The organism is Mesorhizobium sp. M1307 (assembly GCF_040318155.1).
Taxonomy (GTDB): Bacteria; Pseudomonadota; Alphaproteobacteria; order Rhizobiales; family Rhizobiaceae; genus Mesorhizobium.
Window position 1 is genome coordinate 49,215 of the sequence record NZ_JAMYLR010000006.1, and the last position, 13,491, is coordinate 62,705.

The window sequence follows — 13,491 nt, forward strand, 5'->3', positions numbered from 1 at the left end:
ATGTAAGGCGCCGGCCGGTTGCGCGCAACAGCGGGTCCCGTTCATGGTTCCGTCAGTAGCTGTCGCAGTTTTCGGCGATCGCGGCCTGCGAACTGGCGGTGATCTGGTCGTTGGCGACCGCAAAGGTCTCCTGCATCAGCATGTCGTTGCTGGGAAAATCATAGCAGGCGATGACAGTGGTGACGCCGCCCTCCGATTTCTCGATCCGATGGCGGATTTCGGCCCCGGCGACGGCGCCTTGCCACTCGGCGATCGAGGCGATGAATTCCTGCTTGCTTTGCACTACGCCGAGGTCGTCGAGCTTGATGCGGACGTTGTCGGCAAGCAGGTCCGACAATTCGGTGCGGTCGCCGATCAGCAGTGCCGAATACCAGCGGTCTATGATCGCGCTATCGTCGGCACGGGCGACATTTGCCGAGCAAAGCAGTGCCGCCGCCGCGAACGCGAACCGAGCTCGCATCATGCCTCGTCTCCTACTCCGTCTCCGGCCGCTCGAAATCGCCGGTTTCCTTGTTCATCACCCAAAGCTCGCCGGTCGAAATATCGAACCAGGCACCGTGCAGCGACAGTCGCCCCTTGCCTTCGAGGATCGAGACGCAAGGGAAGGTACGCAGATTGGCGATGGAATAGCGGATCGAGATGCGCTCCAATGCCGTCTGGCGCTCGGTCGCGGTCATGAAGGTGCTCGACGATACGGTCTCGGCCGCGGGCGCGATCAGGCTCATCCACTTGCCGATGAAATCGCCCGGCGACAAGGGTGCGGCCGTGGTGTCGAGTGCCGCGCGGATGCCGCCGCAGCGGCCGTGGCCCATCACCACGATGTTCTTGACCTTGAGGCTCTGCACCGCAAATTCGAGCGCCGCCGATGTCGAGTGGAACTGATCGTCTGGCGCATAGGGCGGCACCAGATTGCCGACATTGCGCAGCACGAACAGCTCGCCCGGCCCGGCATCGAAGATCGCTTCGGGCGCGGCCCGCGAATCGCAGCAGGCGACGATCATCGTTTCCGGTGCCTGGCCCTCTCGCGCCAGCGAGCGATAACGGCCGCTTTCGGTGAGATAGCGGCCGCTCATGAAACTGCGGTAGCCGGTGAGAAGATGCTCGGGAAGATGGGGCATGGGCAGCGGTGGGAGCCTTTCCGGGTTAAAGGCACGGTTCAATCCCGAAAGGCTCTAGCGCATCGGCCCGAAAATCGGAACCGATTTTCGGAAAGCGGAATGGCGTGGTTTCGACGTACCAGCCCGTGTTTTGACACGGGTGAACGAACGCCGCCATTAATCGGCCTCAGAACCGCAGATTGGCGGTTCGACTATTCCGCGATGTCCAGCAGGGTCGATATCAGCAGCCGGCGCTCTTCGGGGGAGAGAATGTCCGAACCGAACAGGTTCATGCTGCGAAGCCCTTCGATGGCGAGATAGCAGACCAGCAGCGCCTTGAGGTTCGGCGTCTCCTGCTTCAGCCGCTCGAACAGCTGCCGCCTGAACGATTTTATCGGCGTCAGGAAATCGGGATCCTCGGCAATCGCCGAAAATATCCAGGATGCCGACGGTTTCGATTCCTCGGCATGCTCGGCCGAAAGCTTGATATAAGTTGCAAGCGGGCTTTCGCCGTTGACGCCGGCCGTGCGGGCGGACTCCAGCGCCTGCTCGAAGGCGCGCAGGTAATCCTCCACCAGCGCCTGCATCAATTTCGCCTTGGTTGGGAAATTGTAGAGAAGACCACCCTTCGACACGCCGGCACGGCTGGCGACCGCATCCAGCGACAGGCTGCCAGGACCCGTCTCGCGCGCCACGGCGGCGGCGGCGGCGAGGATCTTCTCGCGCGAATTTGCTCTGCGGGCCTTCATCAAGCGTTCCCCATTCATTAGCTTAGGCGGAATTGACAAGACCGTCCAGACGGTACAGTAAGATCGCCGTCATTTGAAATTGGGACCAGGCACAGGTATGTGTTCCGGTCATCCGACCGTTATGCTGGGCCGTGGCCGAGGGACTGTTCGTGATCAAGCGCTTCATCATCGCCTTCATTCTGCTCGTGCTGGTGTGCGGCGGCATCGTCGGCTTCAACCTGTTTCGCGACAATGCGATCAAACAGTTCTTCGCCACCATGAAGCCGCCGGCCGCGACCGTGTCGACGGTCATCGTCAAACCGATGTCCTGGACGCCCGGCATCGAGGCGATCGGCACTGTCAGTGCCGTACGGGGCGTCGACCTCACCGTCGAAACCGCGGGCATCGTCAAGGACATCCTGTTCCATGCCAATCAAAAGGTCGCCGCCAACGCCGTGCTGCTGCAGCTCGACGATGAAGTCGAGCGGGCCGACCTCGTGGCATCGAAAGCGCAAGCCACATCCGACCAGACGACGCTGATGCGCGCTCTTGAGCTGCAGAAGCGCGGGGTCGGCACCGACGCTACGCTCGACACGGCGCAGGCAGCAGCATCGGTCTCCGCCGCGCAGGTAAACAAGCTGCAAGCGGTGCTCGACCAAAAGCAGTTGACGGCCCCCTTCAAGGGTACCGTCGGTATTCCGAAAATCGACCTTGGCCAGTATCTCACACCTGGCACCGCTGTGGTGACCTTGCAGGACATGGATACGATGCGTGTCGATTTCACCGTGCCGGAGCAGCAGCTTCCGCAGCTGAAGATCGGACAGACGGTGCGGTTGGGCGTCGGCGGCGGCGACATGCCGTTCACCGGCAGCATCCGCGGCATCGATCCGAAGATCGACCCGACCAGCCGGCTGGTGACGGTAAGGGCGGAGGTCGGCAATCCCGAAGGCAAGCTGACGCCCGGCCAGTTCGTTCAGGTGCGCGTCGAACTGCCCGAGGAGAACGACGTGCTGGCGCTGCCGCAGACGGCGCTGACTTCCAGCCTGTACGGCGACTTCGTCTTCGTGGTGCGCCCGGCCAAATCCGCCGAAGCCAACGGCGCGGCGCCCGAGGCAAAGCCGGGAGAAAAGCCGGCTGCAGATGCTGCCAAGCCCGCAGCCGAGGCACCCGCGGCAAAACCCGACGAAAAGGCGGCCGCTACCCCAGCCAAACCGGCAGCGGAAGGCAAGCCGGCAGCGGAAGAACAGAAGCCGCAGCTCGTGCTAGCCCAGGTGTTCGTCAAGCCAGGCCGCCGCAACGCCGGCCTGGTCGAGATTCTGGAGGGCATCGCGCCCGGCGACGAAGTCGTTACCGCCGGCCAGAACCGGCTCTCCAACGGCATGTCCGTTGCCGTCGACAACACGATCGATCCGAGCAAGCCAGGGAACCAGCAGGCAGCCCAGCAATGAGCTTTTCCGACCTCTTCATTCGCCGCCCGGTCCTTTCGACCGTGCTTGCCTGCATGATCCTGCTTCTGGGTTTTCAGGGCATCTTCAACCTTTCGATCCGGCAGTATCCAGAGGTTGAAGAAACGGCCATCACCATCACCACGGCCTATCCCGGCGCCAGCGCCGACCTGATCCAGGGGTTCATTTCCGCGCCGATCGCGCGTGCCGTCGCGTCGACCGAAAACATCGATTATGTGACATCGGCGAGCCGGCCGTCATCCAGCACCGTGACAGTGCAGATGAAACTCGGCTCCGACCCCGACGTCGCGCTGAACGAAGTCTTGTCGAAGGTGCAGAGCGTTCGCGGCGATCTGCCGGACGAAACCAAAGATCCGGTGATCGTCAAGGGCACCGGCCAGCAGTTCGCGATGATGTACATCTCGATGCAGAATCCGAACATGACGCCGGAACAGCTCACCGAATATATCGAGCGCGTCGTGCGGCCGCGTATCTCGACGGTCGAAGGCGTCGCCGACGTGCAGATTTTCGGCGCCGCCGAATATTCGATGCGTGTCTGGATCGACCCGATCAAACTGGCGGCGCACGGCGTGACGGCGGCGGAAGTGCTGACCGCCATCAACGAATCGAATTTCCTCTCGGCGCCCGGCGATACCGAAAACGAATATGTGGCTTCCTCGATCACGGTTCGCTCGACCCTGCAGACGCCGGAGGCTTTCGCTGCCCTTCCGCTCCGCTCGAAAGACGGCAATGTCGTGAGACTGCGCGACGTGGCCCGCGTCGAGCTCGCCGCGGCGAGCACCGACACCAGGGTCACCTTCAACGGCAAGCCCGGCATCTTTCTCGCCATCTTTCCGACGCCGGCCGCCAATCCGCTGACCACGGCGTCGGCAATCCACAAGATTGTGCCGACCATCCAGGAGACGCTGCCGCAAGGCATGACGATGGAGATCGTCTACGATTCAACCGAGCAGATCAGTGCGTCGATCGAGGAGGTGTTCAAGACCATCGGCGAGGCGGTCGCCATCGTCATCGTTGTTATCCTGCTCTTCCTCGGCTCGTTCCGCTCGGTGCTGATGCCGATCGTGACCATTCCGCTGTCGTTGATCGGCGTCTGTTTCCTACTGTTTTCTTTGGGTTATTCGATCAATCTTTTGTCATTGCTGGCCATGGTGCTGGCGATCGGCCTCGTCGTCGACGATGCCATCGTGGTGGTGGAAAACATCCACCGCCACATGGAGGAAGACGGCTTGTCGCCGATGCAGGCGGCGTTCAACGGCATGCGCGAGATCTCGTCCGCCGTCGTCGCCATGACGATAACATTGGCCGCCGTGTTCGCGCCGCTGGCCTTCACCGGCGGCCTGACAGGCGCACTGTTTCGCGAATTCGCGGTGACGCTTGCCGGCTCGGTGGTGCTTTCGGGTGTCGTTGCCCTAACCGTCACGCCGATGATGTCGGCACGCATCCTGAGGGCCGGCTCGCACAGCCGCTTCCAGCGCATTGTCGACAACACGTTCGGGCGCGTCGAACACCTCTATGAGCGGCTGGTCAGCGGCTCGCTGAAATATCGCCCGGTGACGCTGATGATCGTCATCGCACTGGTCGCCACGACCGGCTTCATGTTCACCAAGACCGCGAGCGAACTGGCGCCGGAAGAAGACCAGGGCTTCTTACTGTCTATCGTGAACGCGCCGCGCTATGCGACGTCGGACTACACCGAGACCTACGTGAACCAAATTCTCGGGCTGGTGAATGATATCCCCGAAACCAGGGCGCGGTTCTCCGCCGTCGCGTTCCAAGGCCCGACGAACAGCGCTTTCGTCGGCTTTGCGTTCAAGGACTGGGCCGAGCGCGCGCGCAGCTCGAAGGAACTTCAGGAAGACATCACTGCCCGCCTTGCCAAGGTGGCGGGCGTCAAGGCTTTCGTCTTCGCGCCGCCGACGCTGCCCGGCTCCGGCGGTGGCCTGCCGATCACGATGGTAGTGCGCTCGACCGGCGAGGCCTCCGAAGTCTACGAGGCGGCGGAAAATATCAAGAACAAGGCGCAGGCCTCCGGCCGCTTCCTCGCCGTGGAGAATTCGATGTCCTACGACGCGCCGCAAGTGACGGTGACGATCGACCGCGACCGCGCCGCGGCACTCAACCTGCCGATCGCCGACATCGGCCGGACGCTGACGCTTCTGGTCGGTGGTGCCGAGGTGGCGCAATTCGACCGCGAATCCAACAGCTACGACATCATCCCGCAGGTGCCACAGCAATTCCGCGACAATCCCGAAAAACTGGGCGAGTATTTCGTGCGCAGCGTCTCAGGCGAGATGGTGCCGCTTTCGGCGGTGGTGAAGATCTCGACCAACGCGTCGCCGGCCGCCATCGAGCAGTTCAACCAGTTGAACTCCGCCACGATTTCCGCTCTGCCATTGCCCACCGTCACCACCGGTGACGGGCTGAGGACCATCGAGGACATCGCTAGGGAAAGCCTGCCCGACACCTTCTTCATCGACTACACCGGTCAATCGCGCCAGGAGAAGGAACAGGGCTACACGATCATCATCGCCTTCGCGGCGGCGGTGCTCGTCATCTATCTGGTGCTGGCGGCGCAATTCGAAAGTTTCCGCGATCCGCTGATCATCATGATGGCGGTGCCGCTGTCGATCTTCGGCGCGATCGTGCCGCTTAATGTCGGGCTCGGCACGCTCAACATCTACACCCAGGTCGGCTTGATCACGCTGATTGGCCTGATCACCAAGCACGGCATCCTTCTGGTCGAGTTCGCCAACCAGCAGCGTGAAATGCACGGCATGCGGCGGCGCGATGCGATCATCGCCTCGGCCAGGGTGCGGCTGCGGCCGATCCTGATGACGACGGCGGCGATGGCGCTCGGCGTGGTGCCGCTGATCATCTCCAGCGGCGCGGGTGCCGCGGCACGCTATTCGATGGGCCTGGTGATCTTCACCGGTATCCTGGTCGGAACCATGTTCACGCTGTTCGTGGTGCCGATGTTCTACACCTTTATCGCCAGCAAGGACCTGCCGCATCACGCCGAAAAGCCGGATCCGAAGCTGATGCCGGTAATGCCGGATTAGATTGTACTAACATTGTACAATAAAAAGACCGGATTTCCGGCCTTTTTTGAGAGCGACGAGAGCAGTATCGCTCACTTGACGATGACGATGCGGGTGTTGGCCGGGCCGAAGACCTCGACGAGCTGGTAGAAATCGGCGGCGTTGTCCGGATGCAGACGCACGCAGCCATGCGAGGCTGGCTGGCCGAGGCGCTTGATGACGCTTGTCGCATGTACGGCGTAGCCGCCGCTGAAGAAGACCGAATGCGGCATCGGGGCGTTGTCGTATTTCTTCGAGTACCACATTTCATGCATGCGGGTCGGCTTGAACGAACCGGTCGGCGTGACGTGCGTCCTGTCGCCGGTCGAAACTTTCCAGGCGAATGTCGGCCGGCCGTCGACCAGGATTTCCATGGTCTGCTGCGATAGCGACACACGCGCGACGATCTTGTTGGCGGCGTGGGCTGCGCCGTTGCCGGCACCGAAAAGCAAGGCAGTACCGGTGATGACGGCGGCGGCGATGTTGATGAGCTTGGCGGAAATGGCAGTGTACATGATGTCTCCCCTATTCTGCCGGTCGGGGCCGGCTCAATTCGATGACCGGCTTATCGGGGCGTCGTGTTTCAAGCCGATTTCGCTAGATGCTCGTTTGTGTTTCGATTCTGTTTCCCCTGACAGAAAAGGTCCGTGCAAAGCAGCTTGCAGTTGCACGACGTCGTTATGACGGTGGCGTGTTTGCCTAGGCGGATCGGCCAAACCGCGGCGCGAATACGCGATTGTCTTTCGTTTGATAGGAATTCACCTGACTCCGAAACCGAGCTGCAACAAAGCGCAGCCTCGGCGGCATGATCCGGATACAGCGAACAGGCAAAGTTGACCTAACGAAAACAGCGGTCAACGAACGATCGGAAGCCAACACTGTTTTCGCGACGGTCTGGATTGGTCTGGACAGTTTCCAGCCTGCGCGTCGACCGGCTCAAGCCCCTCTGGCGGGGGCGGCTTAGGGCCGTTGAGGATGCGCGGCGCCTCCGGCAACTTGCAGCCGAGAGGACCGAAGGCCCGCGCCGCAACGGGGGGCTCCGCTGGCGGCGCGGGCGCTTCGGGGGTTCCCCTGAAGTGCCCGTAAATTCCAATTTTGAGGAACGAACAGGATGAAAACGAAATTCGCGGCTTCCGTGCTTTCCGCCCTGCTTTATGTCCAGGGCCTGCTCGGCATTGCCGGCCTCGCCACCGTGCTGCTGAAGGAACGTGCCCATGCCGGCGAGGTCAGCACGAACAGTGACATGCTGTCCGGCCCGTCGCTTCTCGTGGTGCGCTGAAGAGCATCGGACCCCAAAGTGGAAACCGGTTTTGGGAAAATCGATGCTCAAGACAAAAGGGTGGCCGTCCTGCCTTCAATCGGTGAATTGCGTGGGCGGATCGAACCGGTAGCCCGCACCCCGTATGGTGGTGATGGTTTCGGTATCGAGCTTGCGGCGCAGCCGCACGATGCGCGAATCGATCGACCGATCGAAGGCTTCGGCATTTTCGGCGGGCGCGGCGGCGATGATGTCGTCCCGCGTCAGCACCTTGCGCGGGCTGGCCAGGAACAGCCTGAGCAGCGCCACCTGCCCGGGGGACAGCTGTTCTTCCGTGCCCGAGCGGTGCATGACGATGGCCGATCGGAGATCGACCGTCGCGTTCTCCAGCACGATCAGTTCCCCGGCGCTCCTGCCGCGCCGAGCCAGAAGGCCGCCTACGCGAGCGGCAAGCTCCCTGACATTGAGCGGGCTTTCGACGACATCGGCGGCGCCGAGTTCGAGCGCCAGAACCTTGTCGACCAGATCGGCCGGGCGGCAGATCAGGATGAAATCCGGTCCACCTTCGCCGCCATGTCGCCTGAGCAGGTCGCGCCCCTCTGCCTGGCTGACGCTGTCGCCGACAACCACGACATCGATACCCTTTTCCGAAAGCAGCGATTCGGCCTCCCACGGCTGTCGCGCCGCGCGGACGTCATGACCGCGCCGCTCGAGATGATCGGCGAGATCGGTCGCAATTACTTCAGCGACGGAAACAAGCGCGATAACGGATCGTGCAGCCATGTTTTTCTACCCCGCATACGGCAACCCAAGAAGAGTGCTGGACATCATGTTTATACCCAATCTACTTTCCGCTGAAAGCGGGAGCGAAAGCATCGTGCGGGCACGAATTGTTATTGTCGAGGACGAGCCCGACCTGAGGGATGCGGTCGCCGAGTATCTCGGCGCCAGCGGCTATGATGTGGCCACGGCCGAAAGTGCGGCGGCGGCGCGCGACCTTTTGAAAACCCAGTCCTTCCATCTGGCCATTCTCGACATCGCCATGCCGGGCGAGGACGGCCTGTCGCTCGGCCGCTGGATGCGGTCGAAAATGCCGATCGGCATCATCTATGCGACGGCGGCCGGTACCGCGCTGGACCGCATCGTCGGACTGGAGCTCGGCGCTGACGACTACATCGTCAAGCCTTACGAATTGCGCGAAGTGCTGGCCAGGGTGCGCAGCGTGCTGCGCCGCGTTCCGGAGCCGACGGAGCCACAAAAGGCCAAGGCTGAAACATCCGGCCGCCGGTCCGTGAGCTTCGGACCCTTTCACGCCGATCTCGACGGCAGGCTCGTCACCGGCGCCAACGGCGCGGTCATCGACATGGCCAAGAGCGAGTTCGACGTGCTGGAGGTGTTCCTGACGCGCGCCAACCGGCTGTTGACGCGGGCGGCGATCTCCGAGGCGATCGGTTTCGTCGAGGACCCGGAGTCGTCCCGCGCCGTCGACATCCGCATCATGCGGCTGAGAAAGAAGATCGAGGCGGATCCGGCCAATCCGAAATTCCTGCGCACGGTGCGCGGCGAAGGCTATATCTTCTCACTGCCAGTCGGGGAGAACAACTAAGGCCCGGCGGCTTGAGCAAGCCACGGCCAGGAAATGACGGCTGACCATGACGGCTGAAACAACACGCGCGGACATGCAGGGCGCCAGGCAGGGCGCGGCGATGGTGGCCGTGCATGTGGTTCGCCGGCTGCGCGAAGCCGGCGATTGGCAGCGCGAGATGGAAGGTATTCTCCAAACGCTTTGCGAAGCCATGGATTGTCACCGCGGCATCCTGTTTCGCCTGCGCGAACTGCCCGGCCAGGGCTTCGCCCAGTCGGTCGCCGCTTATTGGATCGCCCCCCGGTTTGGCGGCGAACTGGCGTCACCGACCGTCATCATGCAGTCGGTCGTCGATTCGGACCCATTGCTGGAACGGCTGGCGGAGGACGAGCGTCAAGGCAAGATCTTCGCCGGGCACACACGCGATCTCGAAGGCTTTCTGCGGACCGATTTCGAAAAGCAGAACATCAAGTCATTCCTGTCGGTGTCGGTCTTTTCGCACGGCAATTTGTGGGGCACGCTGGCGGTCAACGACTGCATCCACGAACGCGAATGGACCGACCAGGAAGAGGCGGCGCTGCACATGGTGGCACTCGCCATCGGCGATGCCATCGAACGGTCGCCCTCCGACGCGCATGCCAGCGACGTCATTCGCCGCACCATGCTGCAGGCCTCTCTCGACGCCATCATCGTCATCGACGAGACCGGCTCGATCATCGAATTCAATCCGGCCGCCGAGAAGATGTTCGGCTATCGGCGCAGCGATATCCTCGGCAAGGACCTGCTCGATACGGTCGTGCCGGAATATTACCGCAAGGGCTATGCGTCGGGTGCCGAATACATGTCGGGCCGCGGCGCGCCGATGGTCGGCCAACGGCTTGAAACGGTCACCCAGAATGCCGCCGGCGAGGTTTTTCCGATCGAGCTGACGGCAACCGAGATGCGGGTCGCCGATCGCCAGCTGATCTTCGGCTCCATCCGCGACCTGCGCGACAGATTGCGGGCCGAGGAGGAAATCAACCGCCAGCGCGAAAAACTGCACCAGAACGAGAAGATGGCGGCAATGGGCTCGCTGCTTGCCGGCGTTTCGCACGAGCTCAACAATCCGCTGGCCGTGGTTGTCGCCCAGTCGACGCTGCTGCACGAATTCGCCGCCGATCCCCAGACCAAGGTGCGCGCCGAAAAGGTGCGCGCCGCTGCCGAGCGCTGCGGCCGTATCGTCAAGAGCTTCCTGTCGATGGTCCGCCTGCACCCGGCCGCACAAGCCGAAACCGACCTCAACCAGGTGATCCGCGCCGCACTCGAAGTGACCGCCTATGGTGCACGGTCGAGCGGCATCATCATCGACACCGATTTCGCCGGCGGCCCGTTGCTGGCCATGGCCGATGCCGATCACGTGACGCAGGTGGCCGCCAACTTCCTCATCAACAGCCAGCACGCCTTGGCCGGCGTTGCCGGCGACCGCAGGATCAAGGTCCGGACGTTTCGCAGCGACCGCGGCAATCCCGGATTCTCGGTCGAGGACAACGGGCCAGGCGTGCCGGAAGCGATACGCTCACGCATATTCGAATCCTATTTCACCACCAAGCCGGTCGGTGTCGGTACCGGCATCGGCCTGTCGATCTCGAAATCGATCATCGAGCGGCACAATGGCAATATCTGGTTCGAGGAGGTTTCGCCGAGAGGTGTGCGTTTTGTCGTGCAGCTGCCGGCGATCGCTGCCGGCGCGGCCGCCGCCGGCGAAGCTCCGTCGCGGTCCAGCGGCTTGCGTCACGCGCTGATCATAGACGATGAGCCGGATGTCGCCGCGTCGCTGTCCGATATTCTGGAGCTGATGGGCATCAAGTCGCGGGTCGTGCCGGCCTGGATCTCGGCCGCCGCGACGCTGAGCGGCCATGTGCCGCCGGACATCGTGTTTTCCGATTTGCGCATGCCCGGCAGCAGCGGCATAGCCGCCTATCGCGAGCTACTCGCCGAAATGCCGGGTCTGGCGCGGCGCTTCGTGCTTGTCACCGGCGATCTGATCGGCGCGAAAGGCGAGATCGAAGCGCTGCCGGCGCAGCAGCGACCGCCGATCCTCGAAAAACCGTTCAGCACGCTGGATGTGCGCGGCGTGCTCTCGGCCATTGCCGAGCAGGCCGCTCTGGGCGGCTAGACTCCGCGATCTCGCCCCGGAAGAAAAAGGCTCCCGGCCGACATTGCGGCGGGAGCCTGACTGGAGTGCTGGAGGGCGCTCGCAAAAAAATCAAAAAACGTTCGGCGTATCAGCCAACGGGGCGGTATTGGCGATCATGCGGACCGGTCGTGCCTTGCCCGACTGGGCAGCGATGACACGCAGGCAATCCAGGCTCTCGGCGCCCCAGGCCTGCCCCTTGCAGGCAAAATCGATCTCCGGCATCGGCAGGCGCGCCGTCTTGGTGGTGGTTGTCGCGCCATCGATGAGGTTGGCCGGCGGGTTCAGTGAGGCGAAGGCCGGACCGACGGTCGGCGTCAACGCCATGCCGGCAAATGCGGCAGCCGCCAGCAGCATGAACATCGCCATCGGATGATCACTGGCGCGCTGGCGCAGCGCCAGCTTCGGGCGTCGGTCGTTACGCTGGGGACCCTGCTGGCGAAGGTCGGTATCGGTGATCTGGATTTTCGTACGCATCGTCGTTTCCTTCGGTCTTCTTCTTTTCCCTGTTGAAACGAACTTAATCGCACCTTGTAACCGGCTAACGGTGATGGATTAACGATTGTGTAACCGGCATGAAACCAAGCCCGCGGCCATTCCTGGGCAAACCGATCCGGCGTAGCTGGCAGCACCGGTGGCATTCTCGTTTTCCGCTACCCACGGCACCAGATCCACGTCGCCTTTCCAGGCCCACAGAGCGTCGGGCGCTCAACAAGCGTAAGGGGATTAACGTCTGGAATTCCCGGGATTTTCCCGGCTTCGATCGTTCGGACTGGGCTCTCGAATCCCGCTCGATTTCCCGTCAAGAATTCGCCCCGTTTTTCCAAGCCATTGCATTTCAACGGAAAATATGCTTTTATTGAACGATCATTCAATAAATGAAGAGCCTTTTATGAACCCGCATCTGCGTGACGTGGCAATCCCCAACGATTGGGATCGGCGGGGGCTGCCGGGCTGGAGCTATCATTCCGACGCCTTGTTCGAACTCGAGAAAGAGCACGTCTTCCGCAACCATTGGCAGATCGCCGGCCATGTCTGCGACGTGCCGAACGCCGGCGACTATCTCACGATGGATGTGGTCGGCGAGCGGGCGCTGATCGTGCGCGGCAAGGATGGCGTTGTGCGCGCCTTCAACAATATGTGCCGCCACCGCGGCAGTCGCGTCGTTGCCGACAGCCAAGGCACTTGCAAGAATGCGCTGGTCTGCCCCTTTCATGGCTGGGTCTACAATCTCGACGGCACGCTGCGCGGTGCTGCCCGCCCCCGTTCCTTCCCCGACCTCGACAAGACCGATTTCGGCCTGATGCCGCTCGAGCTCGAAATCTGGATGGGCTTCATCTTCATCCGTTTCCGCAAGGGTGGGCCGCAGCCATCGGTGGCCGAGCTGTTGAAGCCGATCGAAGCCGAGATTGCCCATTACGGCGTCGCCGAGATGGTGCCGTCCTGGGGCATCTGGACCCAAAAGACGCCGGTCAACTGGAAGTCGGTGCGCGATGTCGACAATGAAGGCTACCACGTCGCCATGGCGCATCCGGCGCTGCAGGACCTTTACGGTGCGACCTATTTCGACGAGCCGTTCGTCAACGGCGTGTCGCGCTCGTTCGCCACCTACAATCCGCATGCCGGACGGCGCTGGAGCGTCGCGCAGTACATCAAGCTCGCACCCGAGGCGAAGCACCTGCCGGAACACCTGCGCAAGGCCTGGATCTACTACGGCATCTTCCCGAACAACGTGCTGTCGATCATGCCGGAATCGGTGCAGTTCTATCAGGAATTTCCGCTGTCGACGGGTGAGACGCTGCTGCGCGGCGCCATCTACCGCTATCGCGACGAGACCAGGGAACAGGCGGCAGCCCGCTACCTATCCTACCGCATCGACCGCGACACGCTGGCCGAGGACGTGCAGCTTTCGATATGGTCCAACGAATCCATGCTGTCCGAAGCCTTCGGAGGTTTTTACCTCTCCGATCTCGAATATGGCGTGCGCACCCACCACGACCATTTGCGTAAGCAAGTTCCCGTGCTCGGATTGGAGACCGCGCCCGAGGAGAAGGATATGTGGGCACTCAACGAGGCGCTCAGATCACGCTCCTGACGCCCCCGG

12 protein-coding genes are annotated in these 13,491 nt (G+C 62.4%); 6 read left to right on the top strand and 6 right to left on the bottom strand.

Annotated features, from left to right (window positions below; all coding sequences use genetic code 11):
* Nucleotides 1–52: 52 nt before the first annotated feature.
* The 3 genes from NKH16_RS09925 to NKH16_RS09935 form a co-directional block, all read right to left on the bottom strand.
* A complete protein-coding gene (locus NKH16_RS09925) occupies nt 53–460 on the bottom strand; it encodes a nuclear transport factor 2 family protein (RefSeq protein WP_352743005.1) in 408 nt (135 codons plus the stop codon).
* Nucleotides 461–473: 13 nt separating this feature from the next.
* On the bottom strand, nt 474–1,118 hold the full coding sequence (locus NKH16_RS09930; protein WP_352451260.1) for a carbonic anhydrase: 645 nt from the start codon (nt 1,116–1,118) through the stop codon (nt 474–476).
* 191 nt (nt 1,119–1,309) lie between these two features.
* Nucleotides 1,310–1,846 (bottom strand): TetR/AcrR family transcriptional regulator, encoded by a 537-nt coding sequence (locus tag NKH16_RS09935; protein ID WP_352742846.1) that lies wholly within the window; start codon nt 1,844–1,846, stop codon nt 1,310–1,312.
* 149 nt (nt 1,847–1,995) lie between these two features.
* Between NKH16_RS09935 and NKH16_RS09940 the strand changes: the two genes are divergently transcribed.
* Nucleotides 1,996–3,273 carry an efflux RND transporter periplasmic adaptor subunit gene (locus tag NKH16_RS09940; protein ID WP_502894784.1) on the top strand — a complete coding sequence of 426 codons (1,278 nt, stop codon included), beginning with the start codon at nt 1,996–1,998 and terminating at the stop codon, nt 3,271–3,273.
* Nucleotides 3,270–6,353 (top strand): efflux RND transporter permease subunit, encoded by a 3,084-nt coding sequence (locus tag NKH16_RS09945; RefSeq protein ID WP_352451257.1) that lies wholly within the window; start codon nt 3,270–3,272, stop codon nt 6,351–6,353. Before NKH16_RS09940 ends, NKH16_RS09945 begins: the two co-directional genes overlap by 4 nt.
* A gap of 71 nt (nt 6,354–6,424) precedes the next feature.
* Here the strand turns inward: NKH16_RS09945 and NKH16_RS09950 are convergent, their stop codons facing one another.
* Nucleotides 6,425–6,886 (bottom strand): L,D-transpeptidase, encoded by a 462-nt coding sequence (locus tag NKH16_RS09950; protein ID WP_352681846.1) that lies wholly within the window; start codon nt 6,884–6,886, stop codon nt 6,425–6,427.
* 596 nt (nt 6,887–7,482) lie between these two features.
* Here NKH16_RS09950 and NKH16_RS09955 point away from each other — a divergent pair.
* Nucleotides 7,483–7,650 carry a hypothetical protein gene (locus NKH16_RS09955; RefSeq protein ID WP_352451255.1) on the top strand — a complete coding sequence of 56 codons (168 nt, stop codon included), beginning with the start codon at nt 7,483–7,485 and terminating at the stop codon, nt 7,648–7,650.
* 75 nt (nt 7,651–7,725) lie between these two features.
* Here NKH16_RS09955 and NKH16_RS09960 read toward each other — a convergent pair whose 3' ends face one another.
* Nucleotides 7,726–8,412: a response regulator transcription factor gene (locus NKH16_RS09960; protein WP_023678149.1), complete on the bottom strand. Its 687-nt coding sequence runs from the start codon at nt 8,410–8,412 to the stop codon at nt 7,726–7,728.
* A 46-nt stretch (nt 8,413–8,458) separates the two neighbouring features.
* On the opposite strand from NKH16_RS09960, the gene NKH16_RS09965 reads away from it, so the two are divergent.
* Nucleotides 8,459–9,235, top strand: a complete 777-nt coding sequence (locus NKH16_RS09965; RefSeq protein ID WP_352681923.1) for a response regulator — start codon at nt 8,459–8,461, stop codon at nt 9,233–9,235.
* A 46-nt stretch (nt 9,236–9,281) separates the two neighbouring features.
* The gene (locus NKH16_RS09970) at nt 9,282–11,369 is read left to right on the top strand and encodes a PAS domain S-box protein (RefSeq protein ID WP_352681844.1); all 2,088 of its coding nucleotides are present in this window, start codon (nt 9,282–9,284) and stop codon (nt 11,367–11,369) included.
* 90 nt (nt 11,370–11,459) lie between these two features.
* Here the strand turns inward: NKH16_RS09970 and NKH16_RS09975 are convergent, their stop codons facing one another.
* A complete protein-coding gene (locus NKH16_RS09975) occupies nt 11,460–11,864 on the bottom strand; it encodes a hypothetical protein (RefSeq protein ID WP_352681843.1) in 405 nt (134 codons plus the stop codon).
* A 415-nt stretch (nt 11,865–12,279) separates the two neighbouring features.
* On the opposite strand from NKH16_RS09975, the gene NKH16_RS09980 reads away from it, so the two are divergent.
* Complete coding sequence (locus tag NKH16_RS09980; protein WP_352742848.1) at nt 12,280–13,482, top strand: aromatic ring-hydroxylating oxygenase subunit alpha; 1,203 nt, start codon at nt 12,280–12,282, stop codon at nt 13,480–13,482.
* Nucleotides 13,483–13,491: the final 9 nt, after the last annotated feature.

Excerpts from the sequence above, each read along its gene's own strand:
- NKH16_RS09945 (WP_352451257.1), top strand. The coding sequence starts at position 3,270 with ATGAGCTTTTCCGACCTCTTCATTCGCCGCCCGGTCCTTTCGACCGTG.
- NKH16_RS09930 (WP_352451260.1), bottom strand. The coding sequence starts at position 1,118 with ATGCCCCATCTTCCCGAGCATCTTCTCACCGGCTACCGCAGTTTCATG.
- NKH16_RS09960 (WP_023678149.1), bottom strand. The coding sequence starts at position 8,412 with ATGGCTGCACGATCCGTTATCGCGCTTGTTTCCGTCGCTGAAGTAATT.
- NKH16_RS09935 (WP_352742846.1), bottom strand. The coding sequence starts at position 1,846 with ATGAAGGCCCGCAGAGCAAATTCGCGCGAGAAGATCCTCGCCGCCGCC.
- NKH16_RS09980 (WP_352742848.1), top strand. The coding sequence starts at position 12,280 with ATGAACCCGCATCTGCGTGACGTGGCAATCCCCAACGATTGGGATCGG.
- NKH16_RS09975 (WP_352681843.1), bottom strand. The coding sequence starts at position 11,864 with ATGCGTACGAAAATCCAGATCACCGATACCGACCTTCGCCAGCAGGGT.
- NKH16_RS09955 (WP_352451255.1), top strand. The coding sequence starts at position 7,483 with ATGAAAACGAAATTCGCGGCTTCCGTGCTTTCCGCCCTGCTTTATGTC.
- NKH16_RS09965 (WP_352681923.1), top strand. The coding sequence starts at position 8,459 with ATGTTTATACCCAATCTACTTTCCGCTGAAAGCGGGAGCGAAAGCATC.
- NKH16_RS09950 (WP_352681846.1), bottom strand. The coding sequence starts at position 6,886 with ATGTACACTGCCATTTCCGCCAAGCTCATCAACATCGCCGCCGCCGTC.
- NKH16_RS09925 (WP_352743005.1), bottom strand. The coding sequence starts at position 460 with ATGCGAGCTCGGTTCGCGTTCGCGGCGGCGGCACTGCTTTGCTCGGCA.
- NKH16_RS09970 (WP_352681844.1), top strand. The coding sequence starts at position 9,282 with ATGACGGCTGAAACAACACGCGCGGACATGCAGGGCGCCAGGCAGGGC.